At 53.4% G+C, this 14,931-nt stretch carries 11 protein-coding genes and 1 pseudogene; 3 read left to right on the plus strand and 9 right to left on the minus strand.

Going from position 1 to position 14,931, the window contains the following annotated elements; translation table 11 throughout:
• The first annotated feature begins 16 nt into the window (after nucleotides 1–16).
• Together BCM14_RS08285 and pgi are read left to right on the plus strand one after the other, a co-directional pair.
• Nucleotides 17–1,411 (plus strand): phosphomannomutase/phosphoglucomutase, encoded by a 1,395-nt coding sequence (locus tag BCM14_RS08285; RefSeq protein ID WP_106227546.1) that lies wholly within the window; start codon nucleotides 17–19, stop codon nucleotides 1,409–1,411.
• A 12-nt stretch (nucleotides 1,412–1,423) separates the two neighbouring features.
• Nucleotides 1,424–2,992: a glucose-6-phosphate isomerase gene (gene pgi, locus BCM14_RS08290; protein WP_106227547.1), complete on the plus strand. Its 1,569-nt coding sequence runs from the start codon at nucleotides 1,424–1,426 to the stop codon at nucleotides 2,990–2,992.
• Here pgi and BCM14_RS15385 read toward each other — a convergent pair.
• The 9 genes and pseudogenes from BCM14_RS15385 to coq7 all read right to left on the minus strand — a co-directional run bounded on the left by BCM14_RS15385 (nucleotide 2,978) and on the right by coq7 (nucleotide 14,301).
• Nucleotides 2,978–4,147, minus strand: coding sequence for a glycosyltransferase family 4 protein (locus BCM14_RS15385; protein WP_375318477.1), 1,170 nt, complete (start codon nucleotides 4,145–4,147; stop codon nucleotides 2,978–2,980). The genes pgi and BCM14_RS15385 overlap by 15 nt on opposite strands.
• A 51-nt stretch (nucleotides 4,148–4,198) precedes the next feature.
• Nucleotides 4,199–5,296, minus strand: a pseudogene (locus tag BCM14_RS15390) (glycosyltransferase family 4 protein); the annotation flags it as partial.
• Nucleotides 5,293–6,429: a glycosyltransferase family 4 protein gene (locus tag BCM14_RS08300; RefSeq protein WP_106227549.1), complete on the minus strand. Its 1,137-nt coding sequence runs from the start codon at nucleotides 6,427–6,429 to the stop codon at nucleotides 5,293–5,295. The gene BCM14_RS08300 and the pseudogene BCM14_RS15390, both read right to left, overlap by 4 nt.
• Entirely contained in the window at nucleotides 6,426–8,348 is a 1,923-nt protein-coding gene (asnB, locus tag BCM14_RS08305) for an asparagine synthase (glutamine-hydrolyzing) (protein WP_106227550.1), read from the minus strand. The genes BCM14_RS08300 and asnB overlap by 4 nt, the downstream gene beginning before the upstream one ends.
• Before the next feature lie 2 nt (nucleotides 8,349–8,350).
• Nucleotides 8,351–9,472, minus strand: coding sequence for a glycosyltransferase family 4 protein (locus tag BCM14_RS08310; RefSeq protein ID WP_106227551.1), 1,122 nt, complete (start codon nucleotides 9,470–9,472; stop codon nucleotides 8,351–8,353).
• A 25-nt stretch (nucleotides 9,473–9,497) separates the two neighbouring features.
• Nucleotides 9,498–10,853, minus strand: a complete 1,356-nt coding sequence (gene murJ / locus BCM14_RS08315; protein WP_106227552.1) for a murein biosynthesis integral membrane protein MurJ — start codon at nucleotides 10,851–10,853, stop codon at nucleotides 9,498–9,500.
• An 18-nt stretch (nucleotides 10,854–10,871) separates the two neighbouring features.
• Nucleotides 10,872–11,897: an NAD-dependent epimerase/dehydratase family protein gene (locus BCM14_RS08320; protein ID WP_106227553.1), complete on the minus strand. Its 1,026-nt coding sequence runs from the start codon at nucleotides 11,895–11,897 to the stop codon at nucleotides 10,872–10,874.
• A gap of 76 nt (nucleotides 11,898–11,973) precedes the next feature.
• Nucleotides 11,974–13,248: a Vi polysaccharide biosynthesis UDP-N-acetylglucosamine C-6 dehydrogenase TviB gene (gene tviB / locus BCM14_RS08325; protein ID WP_106227744.1), complete on the minus strand. Its 1,275-nt coding sequence runs from the start codon at nucleotides 13,246–13,248 to the stop codon at nucleotides 11,974–11,976.
• A 366-nt stretch (nucleotides 13,249–13,614) separates the two neighbouring features.
• Nucleotides 13,615–14,301, minus strand: coding sequence for a 2-polyprenyl-3-methyl-6-methoxy-1,4-benzoquinone monooxygenase (coq7, locus tag BCM14_RS08330; RefSeq protein WP_106227554.1), 687 nt, complete (start codon nucleotides 14,299–14,301; stop codon nucleotides 13,615–13,617).
• Nucleotides 14,302–14,470: 169 nt separating this feature from the next.
• On the opposite strand from coq7, the gene BCM14_RS08335 reads away from it, so the two are divergent.
• Nucleotides 14,471–14,917, plus strand: coding sequence for an OsmC family protein (locus tag BCM14_RS08335; protein WP_106227745.1), 447 nt, complete (start codon nucleotides 14,471–14,473; stop codon nucleotides 14,915–14,917).
• Nucleotides 14,918–14,931: the final 14 nt, after the last annotated feature.

Here is a 14,931-nt window from a genome sequence, read left to right on the forward strand (position 1 = left end):
CGCACACCTTTGGAGCATGCACGTGCCAGTTGAAAAGTCGTTTCCTGTAGCCGCGTTTAAAGCCTATGATATACGAGGCATTGTCCCAGATGACTTGAATCCCTCTTTTGCACGAGAACTTGGCCGAGGGCTTGCTGCCCGCGCCCATCAAGTGGGCGTCGCCACCTTAGTAGTCGGTCGCGATGGCCGCTTAAGCAGCCCCGAGCTGGCTGAAGCCTTGCAACAAGGCATACGAGACGGCGGAATCAACACTATTGACGTGGGTCAAGTACCCACCCCGCTGGTTTATTTTGCTGCCTATACATTGAAGACCGGCTCAGGTGTCGCGGTAACCGGCAGTCACAATCCACCTCAATACAACGGCTTCAAGATGATGATGGGTGGTGGCTCGCTGCACGGCCAAGCCATTATCGAGCTACGCGACGAGGTTCGTGCCGGGGCAGCAATGGCCAGCTCACCAGGCACAGCCGAGCAGGTCGACATCGTCACGCCCTATCTGGCACGCGTGTTAGGCGACATCAAACTCAGCCGTCCCATGAAAGTGGCGATTGACTGCGGCAATGGCGTAGCGGGTGCCATCGCCCCCAGATTATTCCGTGAAATGGGTTGCGAAGTCACTGAACTGTTTTGCGAAGTCGACGGCACCTTCCCGAATCATCATCCCGATCCCGCTGATCCCCACAACCTTGAAGATTTGATTCATTGCTTGAAAACCACGGATTGTGAAATCGGCCTGGCGTTCGACGGTGACGGTGACCGCCTCGGTGTCGTCACCAAACAAGGCGAGATTATCTGGCCCGACCGTCAGCTGATTTTGTATGCAAGGGATGTGTTGGATCGGGTGCCGGGCGCCACCATTATTTACGACGTCAAGTGCAGCCGGCACGTGGCGGTTGAAATCCGACGTGCTGGTGGAACACCGCTGATGTGGCAAACCGGTCATTCATTGATCAAAGCCAAACTCGCTGAAAGCGGCGCCCCCCTCGCAGGTGAAATGAGCGGTCACGTTTTCTTTAAAGAACGCTGGTTCGGTTTTGATGATGGCCTGTACACCGCCGCCCGCCTGCTTGAAATTCTGTCCCGCTCGGACGATCCCTCAGCCGTGCTGTCCGCCTTGCCGCAAGGGGTATCGACCCCTGAGCTCAAGCTTGAAATGAAAGAAGGTGAACCCCATGCGTTGATTAAACGCCTTCAAAGCGAAGCGACGTTCCAAGGCACCACCGCTATCGTGACAATCGATGGCCTAAGGGCTGAGTTCGCCGACGGTTTTGGCTTAGCACGTGCCTCGAACACCACACCCGTAGTGGTACTGCGCTTCGAGGGGGATACGCCTGAAGCGCTTGAACGCATCAAACAGGCCTTCCGTGAACAGCTTTTGGCACTGGCGCCTGACGCCAAATTACCTTTCTAATAAGGGTTACCAATCGTGACTTCCCTGGCGAACAGTCCTGCATGGAAAGATTTTTGCGGTGCAGTCAAGACTAGTGAGATCGGCGCACACGCCCTTCGCATCCTTGACGCTGCTGGCTTATCTGTTGACTTAAGTACGCAGCGGCATTCGGCAGACGTGGAAACCGCCGGCAAGCAATTGCTCAAGGCTCAGGGGTTTGAGTCAGCTCGCACGCAGCTATTTAACGGCAGCCCAATTAACTGGACCGAAAATCGTGCAGCCTGGCACACTGCGCTGCGCGCCACCGAACCGCCTGTCGCAGTTGCAGAGCTCATCAAGCACGAACGTGAGCGTATGCTTAGCTTCGTTGATCAAGCCAACGCAAAAAACCAATATCGTAATGTCGTGCACTTAGGTATTGGCGGTAGCGACTGGGGCCCTCGCCTCGTCGTCGAGTCGCTGACTGGCTTAACTGGGCGTCGGACGATGCGCTTCGCTTCAAACGTCGATGCGCATGCGATCACAGCCGCACTAGATGGTCTTGATCCCCACGACACGCTAATCATCATCGCCTCGAAATCATTTACCACGACCGAATCACTTGCGAACGCAGCCTGCGCCACTGACTGGCTCCGTGCAGGCGGTGTTAAACGACCTCTTGACCAATTTGTTGCCATTACGGCAAACGTCAAAGCTGCTCGCGATTACGGCATCGATAACGATCACATCTTTCAGTTTTGGGATTGGGTTGGTGGGCGGTATTCGCTCTGGTCTTCTATTGGTTTACCGATAGCTTTAGGACTGGGTGCGGACGTGTTTGCAGCACTGCTTGCTGGTGCCGCAGAAATGGATGAGCATTTTCTGACGGCGCCCATCGAAAGCAACGTACCGGTTCAGATGGCCTTGAGTGGCGTCGCTAATCGAAGCGTCCTTGGTTACGCCTCATTTGCGCTGTGCCCCTATGACGCGCGCCTGAAACACCTTATCCCATGGTTGCAACAACTCGAGATGGAGTCACTCGGCAAGTCAACAACTCGAGACGGTGACACGCTCGATGTCCCGAGCAGCCCCGCAGTGTGGGGCATGCCCGGCACGGATAGTCAACACACCTTCTTTCAATGGTTACACCAAGACAATATAGGCGCACCCGTTGATTTTATTTTATGTGCAACCCCTGATCATCGATACAATCGCCACCATCGCTTATTAGTCGCAAACTGTCTGGCGCAGCGCGCCGCGCTGTGGCAAGGCAAATCGTATGAGAGAGCACTTGAAGAGGTGCAGCGCACCGAGAAAGATCCTGTCAAAGCCTCAATTCTGGCTCAACACAGAGTGCACCCTGGTGGTCGGCCCTCGACACTGATCGTGATGCCCCGTCTCGACGCTAAATCGCTTGGCGCCTTACTCGCACTGTATGAGCACAAGGTGTTCACACAAGGGGTGATATGGGGTATCAATCCCTTCGACCAGTGGGGCGTCGAATTTGGCAAACAACTGGCTGGTGATATTGAACGGCGCTTGGATGCCTTGGGCAGCGACCCTGAAGTCAGTCCTTATGATCCGTCAACCGCATACTGGGTAAAAAAACTAGCGGGCAGTTGATAGCAGCGCTTCATAGACCATGATGTGGGCGCCCATCACATCGCCGACATCAAAGACACGCTCCGCGAGCGACCTTCCCGCTGCACCCATCTTCAAGCGCTTCACCGGATCGCTGGCCAGATCTCTGACCGCATCAGCCAAGGCTTGCGCATCACCAACCGGGACAAGCAATCCCGTTACGTTGGGTTCGATTGCATCGCGACAGCCGGGGACATCTGTCGTAACCACTGGACGTCCGCAAGCGGCGGCTTCAATCAACGCGCGTGGTAGGCCCTCTCGATAAGACGGTAGCACGGCAATATGGGTCGACGCGTAGAGTGCCGCAATATCCGTTCGTTCACCCAAAATATGCAGACCTTGCTGCTCGCGCCATGTTTCGAGTTCGGCAGCCGAAATCGAAGCCGGGTTCGCCGCATCCGGGCTCCCCACGAGCCACCACTGCGTTCTATCTCCTCGCTGCGCGGCAATACGGGCTGCTTCAACAAATTCGAGTACGCCCTTATCCCGCAATAGCCGACCCACCATTAGCGCGATGATTTCCCCTTGTGGCTCAGGCACGTGACTGTAATGGTCAAGGTCAACCCCCGAGCCTCGAATCAATACCGTATTTTTAGCTTTGACCGCTTTGATCTCTTGCAAGACCTCCGCGTCGTTGGGATTCTGAACAATGACCATACTGTGATCATGGCCCAAAGCCAAACGATACAGAAGGGTCACAATCCACCTTAATGGATCAATCAACCGTGGGGTGCGCATAAAAACATAGCCGAGGCCCGATATTGCTGCCACCACGCTGGGCACACGAGTCAATCGAGCGGCTAAGCCGCCATAAAGAACCGACTTGATGGTCACCACGTGTACCAAGTCAGGTTTCAACTCGAGCATCAAACGGCAGAGCGCCCAGACACTGGCTAGTTCTTTGACAGGGTTTCGTCCGGTACGGGTAATGGGCAGCGGATGGTGTGCAATGCCGTTCGCAAGCAACTCGGCAACACCGGGTGCAGCCATTGTCGCGGCATGTACTTTGTAGCCTGCCAATTGAGCGCCCAAGGCGACAGGCAATCGATGAGAAACAAGAAAAGCCGGATTAGTCACAACAAACAATAACTTCGGGGCGAGCAGATCGCGCCAAGCATCGACGTAGGCACTAACCATGGCATCGAGGTCGAAGTTGTTTTCGATTCGAGCGCGAACAGCGCGACGTCGCTGCTGCGAGCGACTCTCGGCTTGCCCATCACCATGCAACGAATCTTGAACGACGTTTTGCCACGCTTGGCACGCCAGAGCGATCGCTTCACTTAAAGCCTGCGGTTTTTGAGGCTCAACCACCCAGCCTGTGTCGCCGATAATAAATGAAGCATCGCCTACTTGTGTGGATACGCAAGGTGTGCCGCAGGCCATTGCCTCGCCCAATACATTCGGAAACCCCTCTGCCCGGCTCGGCAACACATGTAAGTCAATTGCGTTCATGATCGCAGGCACGTCCTGGCGCTCACCCAACAACAGTGTGTGCTCGACCAAACCATTTTGCGCCAGCATGGCCATCAGCGCCGTGTTCTGTTCATCGATACCTGGCCCGACTAGCAGTAAGCGCCAGGATAAGTCCTTGTGCGTCTGTGCAAACAGTCCCATCGCTTCGCACAGATTGGCGTGGTCTTTTAAGGGATTCCAACGGGCAACACACCCGATTAGCCAAGTCTGCGGTGTGATCCCCCATTGATTTCTTAATCGCTCGCGTGCCGCGGTATCCGGTTGCCACACCGATAAATCGTAGCCGTTGGTAATCACCTGCATGCGCCGCTCGTCATATCCCAAGTCCACATGTCGCGCTTGCGAGCTATGCGAGCAAACCAGAATCGTCTCGGGTAGCCATCTGGATAAACGAGCGCACACTATTCGTGCGATACGGGCGAAACCACTGGCCCGTTTCAAGTCCTCACCCGCATTGCGGATTCCCCAGCTTATCCGTCGAATCCTCGCGAGTTTTGCGGCCAACGACCCAAACAGGTCCGCGTTGTACATCCATGTCTGCACCACATCCGGTTGCGTACGCTGCATCAGACGGCTAAGCGCCCATAACCCACTGATACTTAACTTACGAGACCCCATGTTGAGCGTATAAACGTCTATACCGGCGTCGCGAAGTCGTTGCCCGTGAACACCGAGATCCGTCATTGACACGACAGTGTGATGCACTCGGTCAAGCGATCCCAAGATCAAGCGTGTCAAAACGCCTTCGGCACCGCCTTGACCCAAACCGCTAATCACGTGCATCACATGAAATGGGGCTGGTTGCATTCTCATGAACGGTACTCCGAGGAGTCGTCTCGTTGAATCCGATCAAACACCGCATCCCAATCGTCGATGACTTTAGCAATCGCGTAACGACGTTTGACGGATTCAGCACCACGCTGCCCCAACTCGGATCGGGACTGAGCATCATCCATCAGTTGTTTTAACGCCTGCACAAAACCTTCCTTGTCGTTCATGCCGATCAAATATCCACTGATACCAGACTCGGTCAATTCAGCTGGCCCGCTGGGGCAATCATAAGTGATACAGGGCAAACCAAGCGCCATCGCCTCGAGCAGTACATTGGGAAACCCCTCTACCCGGGATGTCATCCCAAAAATCTGCCCGCTCGCCAAAGACTGCCACGCCTGCTTGGTGCGCCCAGGCAGCTTAACTCTGGCCTGAAGGCCAAGCTGCAGAACCTGCGCCTCAAGCGCCAGGCGTTCAGGTCCATCACCCCAGATGGTCAGTTGCCAATCAGGATACGCTTGCGCGACTCTGCTGAAAACCTCAATCAACACATCAAACTGCTTGTCGGCCGACAAACGCCCCATTGCCACCACTTGCTTGATCTTCAACTCACTGGCGACCACATCCGCAAAGGTCGAGTGATTGATCAATTCAGCCGGCAAAGGATTTGGAATCACGTCGACACAACGCATAGCGGGAACCATTGATCGCAAACCAAAAACAGTCGGTACAGCCTGGACGTTCACACGGGTGGCGAAACGATAGGTTAACTGCCGCAACTTAGTCAGCAGCCAGCCAACATTGTTGACAATTGAGGGATTGGTTCTTTCACAAACGATCAAGGGCAAGTTAAGGCCTCGTGTCGCCACAATTGAGGCAACATTGACATTTGTTAAAAAGGAAATAGCAAGGTTTGCACCTGACTTTTTAATTATTCGGCGCAAGGTAATTAAACGGCTAAGCGGCGCCAGGATGGAGTGGTTGCGGGCAAGGTGATCTGCCAACCAAACGACGCGCACCCGCTCATCAAGAGGATAAACACACTCACCGCGTCCAGAGTAGGTAATCAAAAGGGTGACTTCATCGCCTCTTGCTGCCCATGCATTCACCAGCGTCGAGGCGACGCGCTCGGCACCCCCAGCATGCATTGAGCTGACAATCAGCAATAACTTCAAGTGGCTACCCCAGGCGTTTGGCCGTTGTGATAGGTGTCCAGCCAGGCCTGCACCATCAGTACACCCCAAAGTTGCGAGCTCCAGTCACGTTGACCACTGGCATGCTGTTGCCACTTAAGCGCGATCGGCTCGACGACAAACAGACCCTGTTGCCGCAACCGAGCCGGATCCAGCAAGGTATCGGCCCAGTCTTTAAGTGGGCCACGCAACCAGGCAGCTAAAGGGACGGCAAACCCTTTCTTGGGACGATCGACCAAATTGGCAGGGACGTGCTTGTAAAGAACCTGGCGCAGCAGCCATTTACTTTGCTGATCTCTTAGCTTGTACGACCGGGGCAATTGCCAGGCGAATTCATAGACCGCATGATCGAGCATAGGTACTCTGGTCTCTAGACCAACTGCCATGGCTGCCCGGTCAACCTTGACCAGAATATCGTCAGGTAAATAGGTGATCGCGTCGAGCTCCATCATGGCCTCGATGGGCTGTCCGGCAAAGCTTGCCCCAAAAGCGGTTTCGGGCTCATGACCACCGATCACCATACTGGCAGGGTCCAACCAATAAGACACAAACTGTCGGTAAAAATCCCCCTGATTCGTCGCCCGCAGCATATCACCCAGTTTCGCGAGCTTGCCGCGCCAGGCGCCTGATCCCGGCAAATAATTGCTGGCCAAGAGCAACTCACCTAAGGGCTTGCGGATCGCTGCCGGTAAGCGTTGACATTGTTGCCACCAACGTTCTACTCGCTGGTACCGGGTATAGCCCGCGAACAACTCGTCTCCTGCATCCCCGGATAAGGCGACAGTGACATGTTGTTTTGCCATTTTTGCAACCAAAGCGGTCGGGATCTGAGACGAATCGGCAAATGGTTCGTCATACATGTCGGGCAACGACGGAATGACATTGAGCGCATCCTGAGCCGATACGTACATAGACGTATGGCGGGTACCAAGGTATTGAGCAATCGCCTCGGCATAGGGAGCCTCATCGTAGGCGGGGTTATCGAAGCCGATCGCGAAACTACGAATAGGCCGATCACTTTGCTGCTGCATCAAGGCCACGATCGTCGATGAGTCAATCCCACCCGATAGAAATGCACCCAGTGGAACATCGGACATCATTTGACCGTGAACCGCCCGCGAGAGAATCGACTCTAGGCTATCGACCGCCTGGGCATCGCTGTCGAACGACAGAGGATGATTGCGCCCATATTCAGCACGATCCCGGGCAGACCAATAAACAACCGGTTCAGGCATTTGCAAGCCTGTAGCCTTTGCTTGACCCAGCGTCAGGTAAGTCCCAGGCGTCAGTTTCTTGATCCCTTCGTAGATTGACCATGGCGCGGGGATGTAGTTATGTCGCATAAACAAGGTCAGCGCCTGCCGGTCGATGCTTGCGCCAAAACCCGGTATCGGCATCATGGCTTTGAGTTCAGAACCAAAGGCGAAACTGCGATTAACGTAACCGTAGTAAAGCGGTTTTTCACCGAAGCGGTCGCGTGCGATTGTGAGTAACTTGTCAGTCTTATCCCAAAGCGCCAGAGCGAACATGCCGGTCATCGCTTTGAGGGTCGGTTCGACACCCCACGCTGCCAGCGCTGCAATCACGGTTTCGGTATCGGAGTGTCCTCGCCAGTTCGGCGCGAGGCCTGCAAGCTCGAGCTTTGATCTGACCTCAAGATGGTTATAAATTTCACCATTAAGCACCAGAGCGTAACGCCCGCATGCTGACAACATCGGCTGGGCACCGGCTTCTGATAAATCGACAATGGCGAGACGGACATGACCCAAGGTGATTGCAGACTCCTGGTCTTGCCAAATGCCTCGACTGTCTGGGCCTCGGTTACGCATACGCTCGCAAGCCGCTTTCATTAAACCAACTTGGTCGGGCTGCGGGCCCCAGATACCTGCAATACCGCACATATCTATTCGACCTCTTCCAAGAGTTGATCCCAGCGGGCAATCACACTTGCCAATGAAAAACGCTCGCGTACACGTGGGGCGTCTGTGCGTAGTTTTTGTTGAAGGGGCTCATCATCAATCAAACCCAGTAAAGCTTGTGCCAGTGCCATGCTATCGCCATCAGGCCTTACCAGAATTCCATCGACACCATGGGTAATAATTGCGCGTGGGCCGGTATCGCAATCAAACGAGACAACCGGCAAACCCATCGCCATCGACTCAAGCAAAGTATTGGATAAACCTTCGACTCGTGAACTCAGGACATACATGTCTGCGCTCGCATACCAGTCGGCCATATTACCCACGCGCCCTGGCATGTCGATACGGCGTACCAAGTCTGCCTGCTCGATCTGTGCTTGCAAAGTGGATCGTGCGCTACCATCACCCAAAATAACCAAATCCCACTCGGACTTCTGCGCCGCAATCAGTCTGAACGCCTCAATCAACAAATCAAACCCTTTTTCTGGATGCAGCCTACCAACCGCCAATAGACGTTTACGCTGAGCTATTTTAGACGGCGGTTGAAGCACCGGCTCACCATTGGCCACAGGCCATACCACCGGGTTGGGGATCACGCGCAAATGAACACCAGGCATATTTGCCTTAATCCACAGGGCTGTCCCCTCAGTTAAGGTCACGACCGCGCGAGCAAGCGGGTAGGCAACTTTGCGCAAAACTCGCCATAATGGTGAAAGCGACTGATGCGTCGGATGAGTATGCTCAGATGCAATGACGCGGATAGGCAAACCGAGGGCAGCAAAAACAGCCAGAACCGATGAGGTTGTCATAAAACCGAGCGCGACGTCCGGTGCAATTGCCTTAAATTCTTTACGTAGGGCCAAGACTCGCCCTAGGTTTGCTAGCAGGCCCTGCAACAGCCCAGTGCTTGCACCTGCCACATCGAGCACAACTCGGTTGATGTCAGGGTGTAACGGATAGGCGTCGTCTCTCGCGTGGCTCAGCGTAATAATGGTGACACGATCGCCGCGAGCAGCCCAACAGGCAGTCAAATCGACAAGCGTGCGTTCAGCGCCACCGCCGCCTAAAGAATGAATCACCACTGCAATCGTTTTTGGTGTTGCCATGAATTGATAAGTCAGAGGCTTCTTGTCACATTTGGCTAGTTGAGGCGCGAAGCGCGGGACGTCGCGCTGCTAACAAATAGCAAATATAGGACAAAGCATACATGCATGCCGTCGCAAGCATTATCCCCTGCAAGCCAAGTCGAGGTGCAAGGACAAAGTTCAAAACGGCCTTCAACGTAAAATTGAACACAGCAATCAGGGCAATCAAGCTATAACGTTGTTGGCTGGCAAGCAATTGAACTAAAACCAGCACACCAAAATAGAAAGGGACTTGAAGCAAACCCCACCGCAGCACGCTGGCGACAATCTCTGTGTCTGCCGCTGTAAACGCACCACGTTCGAACAATAAAGCAACGCCGATGGGGGTGAGTACCCATGCGGCCAGTGCAGCAGCAAAACCTGCTGCAAGCATCAGCACTGACCACTTCAAAGCCATAGTCCGGGCTCTCATGCTATCGCCGCTGCTTTGGATATCAGCCAAAACAGGGAGTGCCGCACGACCGACTGAAGCCGCCCCAATACCCAACAACAATGACAAGAGCCGCGACGCATAACCCATTGTCGAATTTGCATGATTACCGATCGTCGCGGCAGCATATTGATCGAGTGGCCCGACAAAGCTCATTGCAATTTGCCCGATCAGCATAATACCCATGGCATTAAACAGCGTCGGCCATTCGTCGGATCGAAACGATAGCTTTGGGATCCCCCAACCTGCTTCATCTGCCTTCGCCGCAAGGGAGACAATCCAAACCGTTTGAACAATAAAACCGACCAAGCTACCCCATAGCAGTGGGGGAAGGCCACTCGCAGGTCCGGCGAGCAATAGCCAGACCAGCAACACCAATGCTGGCACACTATCAAGCAAGGTATTGATGTGGCGTTCTTGAGCTCTGAGCCGAGCCGCACTAAAACCGACGAACAGAGTTAGCAGGGCGCCAGGCGCAAAAGCCCATAGCAACGAGGTGGTCATCCCTTGCACCTCAGCGCTCAGACTTGCACCGAGTTGTTTAAGGATTTCAGGCCAGGCGCAAATCGTTAATACAACGAGCGCGACACCTAAAAGCAACAACCATCCTTGAAACTCTCTGACGAAGCTAGTCTTCTCTTTGGGCGTCTTTTTATTGAGCGCAACCAGCACGGGTATCAAAACAACTGACAGAACCCCCACCACTGTGACAGGCAGCCAGGTTGTCAGGGTCATGGTGAATTGGTAAGCATCGACCTCGGGGCTCATGCCGTACCGATAAGCAATCGCCATTTCTTTTAAGGCGCCTGCCATTTTGCCTATCACCAGAAAAAATGCGACACGGCCAGCTGCTCGCGCTATCCGATGGTGATCCTGGTGGATAGCTGAGAATCGCGCACGCAGGTTCATCAAGGCAGGCTATATGAGGGGTCAGCGCAAAAATTGTGTGTACCAGGGCATTGCCACTTCAATCCCTTGCAACACGTCGTATAAAGGCTGGTAACCAAGCAAGTTTGTTGCTTTACTGATGTCTGCCTGAGAATGCCGCACATCGCCGGCACGAAAGTCCCGATACACCGGTTGCTTGTCAACAGCCACGCCATGAGTGGCCAGCGCCTGCACCAGGTAACGGTGTAGTTCATTCAAACTCGTTCGGGCATTAACCGCGACGTTATAAATCTGATTAGCACCTTCGCCGTGCGCCACAGCAGCAAGGATGTTGGCTTGGACTGCATTGTCAACAAAACAAAAATCTCGGCTGGTTTCACCGTCGCCATTAATCAGCACATCTTCGTTGCGCACCATTGAAGCGATCCATTTCGGGATCACCGCAGCGTAAGCACCATTTGGATCTTGCCGTTTACCAAAGACGTTGAAGTAGCGCAGACCAACACTGTTGAAATCATAGGATCGGCTAAAAACATCGGCATACAACTCATTGACATACTTTGTCACCGCGTAAGGCGACAAGGGCTTGCCAATTCGATCCTCTACTTTGGGCAACCCAGGGTGGTCACCATAGGTAGAGCTCGAGGCAGCATAAACAAAGCCGCTAACCTTAGCATCACGAGCCGCAACCAGCATGTTCAGAAAGCCGTTGATGTTTACATCGTTGGTCAGGATCGGATCGGCCAAGGATCTGGGTACCGAACCCAACGCAGCCTGATGCAAGACATAGTCGACGTCTAGCACTGCCTTTTGACAGGTATCGAGGTGACGGATATCACCTTCTATAAAGGTAAAACGCCCCCATTGCCCAGAGCCGACAGTATTCTTTACTTCGTCAAGATTGTGTTGATACCCAGTGGCAAAGTTATCCAGGCCGACAACGTACTGATCCAGCCCAAGCAGGGTTTCAAGCAGGTTTGAACCGATAAAGCCCGCGCAACCTGTAACCAACCAAGTTTTGGGATTTTTAACTAGTTCTGCCTTAGCCTGCTCGTATTTTGTTGTCATCAAAAATCCTTGGAATACTGATTACTTTTCTGGTTGACACGGTCATGTCAACGCTATCAAATCAATCCTAAGACCATTACAGCCTGAGATCCGTGCAATCTGCCGGGAACACATACTTTAGATCGTATAAAACGTGAGTAGCTTTCCCCAGCTTGCGGATGGCTTCCGAGCCCATCTCAGCAAACTGATGGTGAGCGACAGCAAGAATGACAGCGTCGTATGTGTTGGGTACTAAATCCTGGACTGGGGTAATGTCATATTCTTCAACCGCTTCTTTACTGCTGACCCAAGGATCATAGACATCAACCCTTACGTTATAAGCCTGAAGTTCGCGGACAATATCCACAACCCGCGTGTTGCGCAGATCAGGGCAGTTTTCTTTAAAAGCCAGGCCCATCACAAGCACTCTTGCGTTCAGTACACCCACATTTTTGCGTGTCATGGCTTTCAGCAATTGCGACACGACGTAATTACCCATGGCGTCGTTCAGCCTGCGCCCTGCCAAAATGATCTCTGGCTTATACCCCAGCGCTTGAGCCTTGTGGGTCAGGTAATAAGGATCGACACCAATGCAGTGGCCACCGACGAGGCCTGGCCTGAAGGGGAGGAAGTTCCATTTAGTCCCCGCGGCCTGCAGGACAGCCTCGGTATCAATGCCCATAATGTTGAAAATTAAAGCGAGCTCATTGATCAGCGCAATGTTGACGTCTCGCTGCGTGTTTTCAATGACTTTGGCGGCCTCTGCAACCCTAATACTGGGGGCCAGGTGTGTGCCAACCACGACGATTTGCCTATAGAGCTCATCGACTAGCTGCGCGATTTCAGGGGTTGACCCTGACGTCACTTTTTTAATCGTGCTCACTCGATGAGCTTTGTCGCCGGGGTTAATACGCTCGGGGCTATAGCCAGCAAAAAAATCGTCGTTGAACTTTAACCCTGAAACGCGTTCTAGGACCGGCACGCATACTTCTTCGGTCGCACCTGGATAAACGGTTGATTCGTAGATAACCAAATCACCTTTTTTCAGCACCGCAGCAATCGTTTCGCTGGCCTTAATCAGAGGCTCGAGATCGGGGTTTTTATACTGATCGATAGGGGTCGGAACAGTGACGATAAATACGTTGGCATTGCCAAGTGTCGACCGATCCAATGTATACGTTAAATGCTTCGCGCTGGCGAGCTCTTCATCGTCTACCTCTAGGGTGTGATCCCGGCCTGACTTAAGCTCCGCAATTCTCTCAGCATTGATATCAAACCCAACGACTGGTATTTTTTTACCGAACTCGACCGCGAGCGGCAATCCTACATAACCCAACCCAACTACTGCAAGCCTAACATCCTGAATCTGCAAAGTACTCTCCACGCAAAAATGCGCCCTTGTTTTATTAAGCCCTATTTTAGAGCTTTAGTGCTCGGAGAGGGATTTGAGACTGAGTTTTATGAAATTGTAGATAAAAAAAAGCCCAAGACTTTGCAGTCTTGGGCTAAATCCACCAAAGGAGGAGGGTGGAGGAGACAATCTTGGCAAGCAAAGGAGCAATAGCTCTGGCGCGTTAGCACTATCGTAACCAAGTCAACAGGTAACTTAACTACAAACTTCACATCCACAACTGAATATTAACCTAGATTTTTGTGCATTGCAAGAAATGACAGGTTGTCTATAGAATTCCTTGAAAATCGTTGTTTTTGTGCGACGCAACAAAATCTGTGGCTAGGGTTAAACCTTATAGGCAGTAAATGTCATGAGGCGTGACGTAAATTGCATCAATAGCTTGACCGGCAATGGCAGCTTTGCCGCGCCCTGCTCTTCTGCAGTCACTCGATGATCGGCTTCATCTTTTTTCATTTGCGACACGATGGCTCTTGACCGATAGTCGTCTGCTGGCAAGCGAGTGAGGTGATTGTCGAGATGCGCTTCAACTTGCCTTTCAGTCTCGGCCATAAAGCCGAGATTACGGGCGACACCGGCCTTACCGGCTAGCAAACCCATGGCAAAAGAACCCGCATACCAAACTGGATTGAGCAGACTGGGGCGGCTTGACAGCTCGGACAAGCGCTCGCCGCACCACGCCAAATGATCGACCTCTTCTCTGGCCGCTTGCTGCAGAACCGCCCGAACCGCTTCATCGCGGCAAACCAGCGCTTGGCCTCGGTACAGCGCTTGCGCGCAGACTTCACCCACGTGATTAACTCTCATCAGACCAGCGGCATGGGCGCGTTGCTGCGGGCTCATTGGCTCTGAGGGTTGATCCGCTGTCAATCGGGCTGGATTCGGTCGTGTCGCTCGGGCGCCACCTGTCAATAAATCCAGAGCAACATCAATCTCGACAATGACTGTATCTAACCAATGTGCCCGGCGTGTAAAAGTCACTCGCTTTTCAGACCAGGTGCTAGGGTCAGACATAATCGCTTCCAGTGGGTCAAAGAGGTGCACGAATCGTGCGAGCAGCTAGTGTAAACCCGTATGCCGTATCGTGGGAGAGCTTGGTCACAATCACCCCGTTTGCATGATTGGTATTCTCAACGACTTAAGGTTTATCATTCTCGCTTTACCAAAGGATTCGGGATCAGGGATGGAATGCACAATTAACTGGGGTGGCCCGCAGGGTATGCTGTTTGTGGCTCAAACTGGCAGTGGACACATCGCGGCCATGGATGGTGCACCTGAGGGAGGGGGCAACAACTTGGCGCCCCGGCCAATGGAGCTTCTGCTGGCAGGCACAGGCGGGTGCACTGCTTACGATGTCGTGCTGATTCTTAAGCGGGGGCGCCATGCCGTCACAGGCTGTTCGGTCAAGCTGCAAGCGGAGCGCGCGGACACTGATCCCAAAGTTTTTACGAGTATCCATTTCACGTTTACGGTGACTGGCAAAAATCTCTCGCGCACAGTGGTTGAGCGGGCAATTGCGCTGTCGCATGATAAGTACTGCTCGGCATCGGCGATGCTCGCTCATACCGCAAAGATTACGTGGTCGGCCGACATCATCGACGAAGCCCCGGCAGCCGCTGACAACGCTTAATAGAGACCTGGACT

Source organism: Jezberella montanilacus (genome assembly GCF_003003055.1).
Taxonomy (GTDB): domain Bacteria; phylum Pseudomonadota; class Gammaproteobacteria; order Burkholderiales; family Burkholderiaceae_B; genus Zwartia; species Zwartia montanilacus.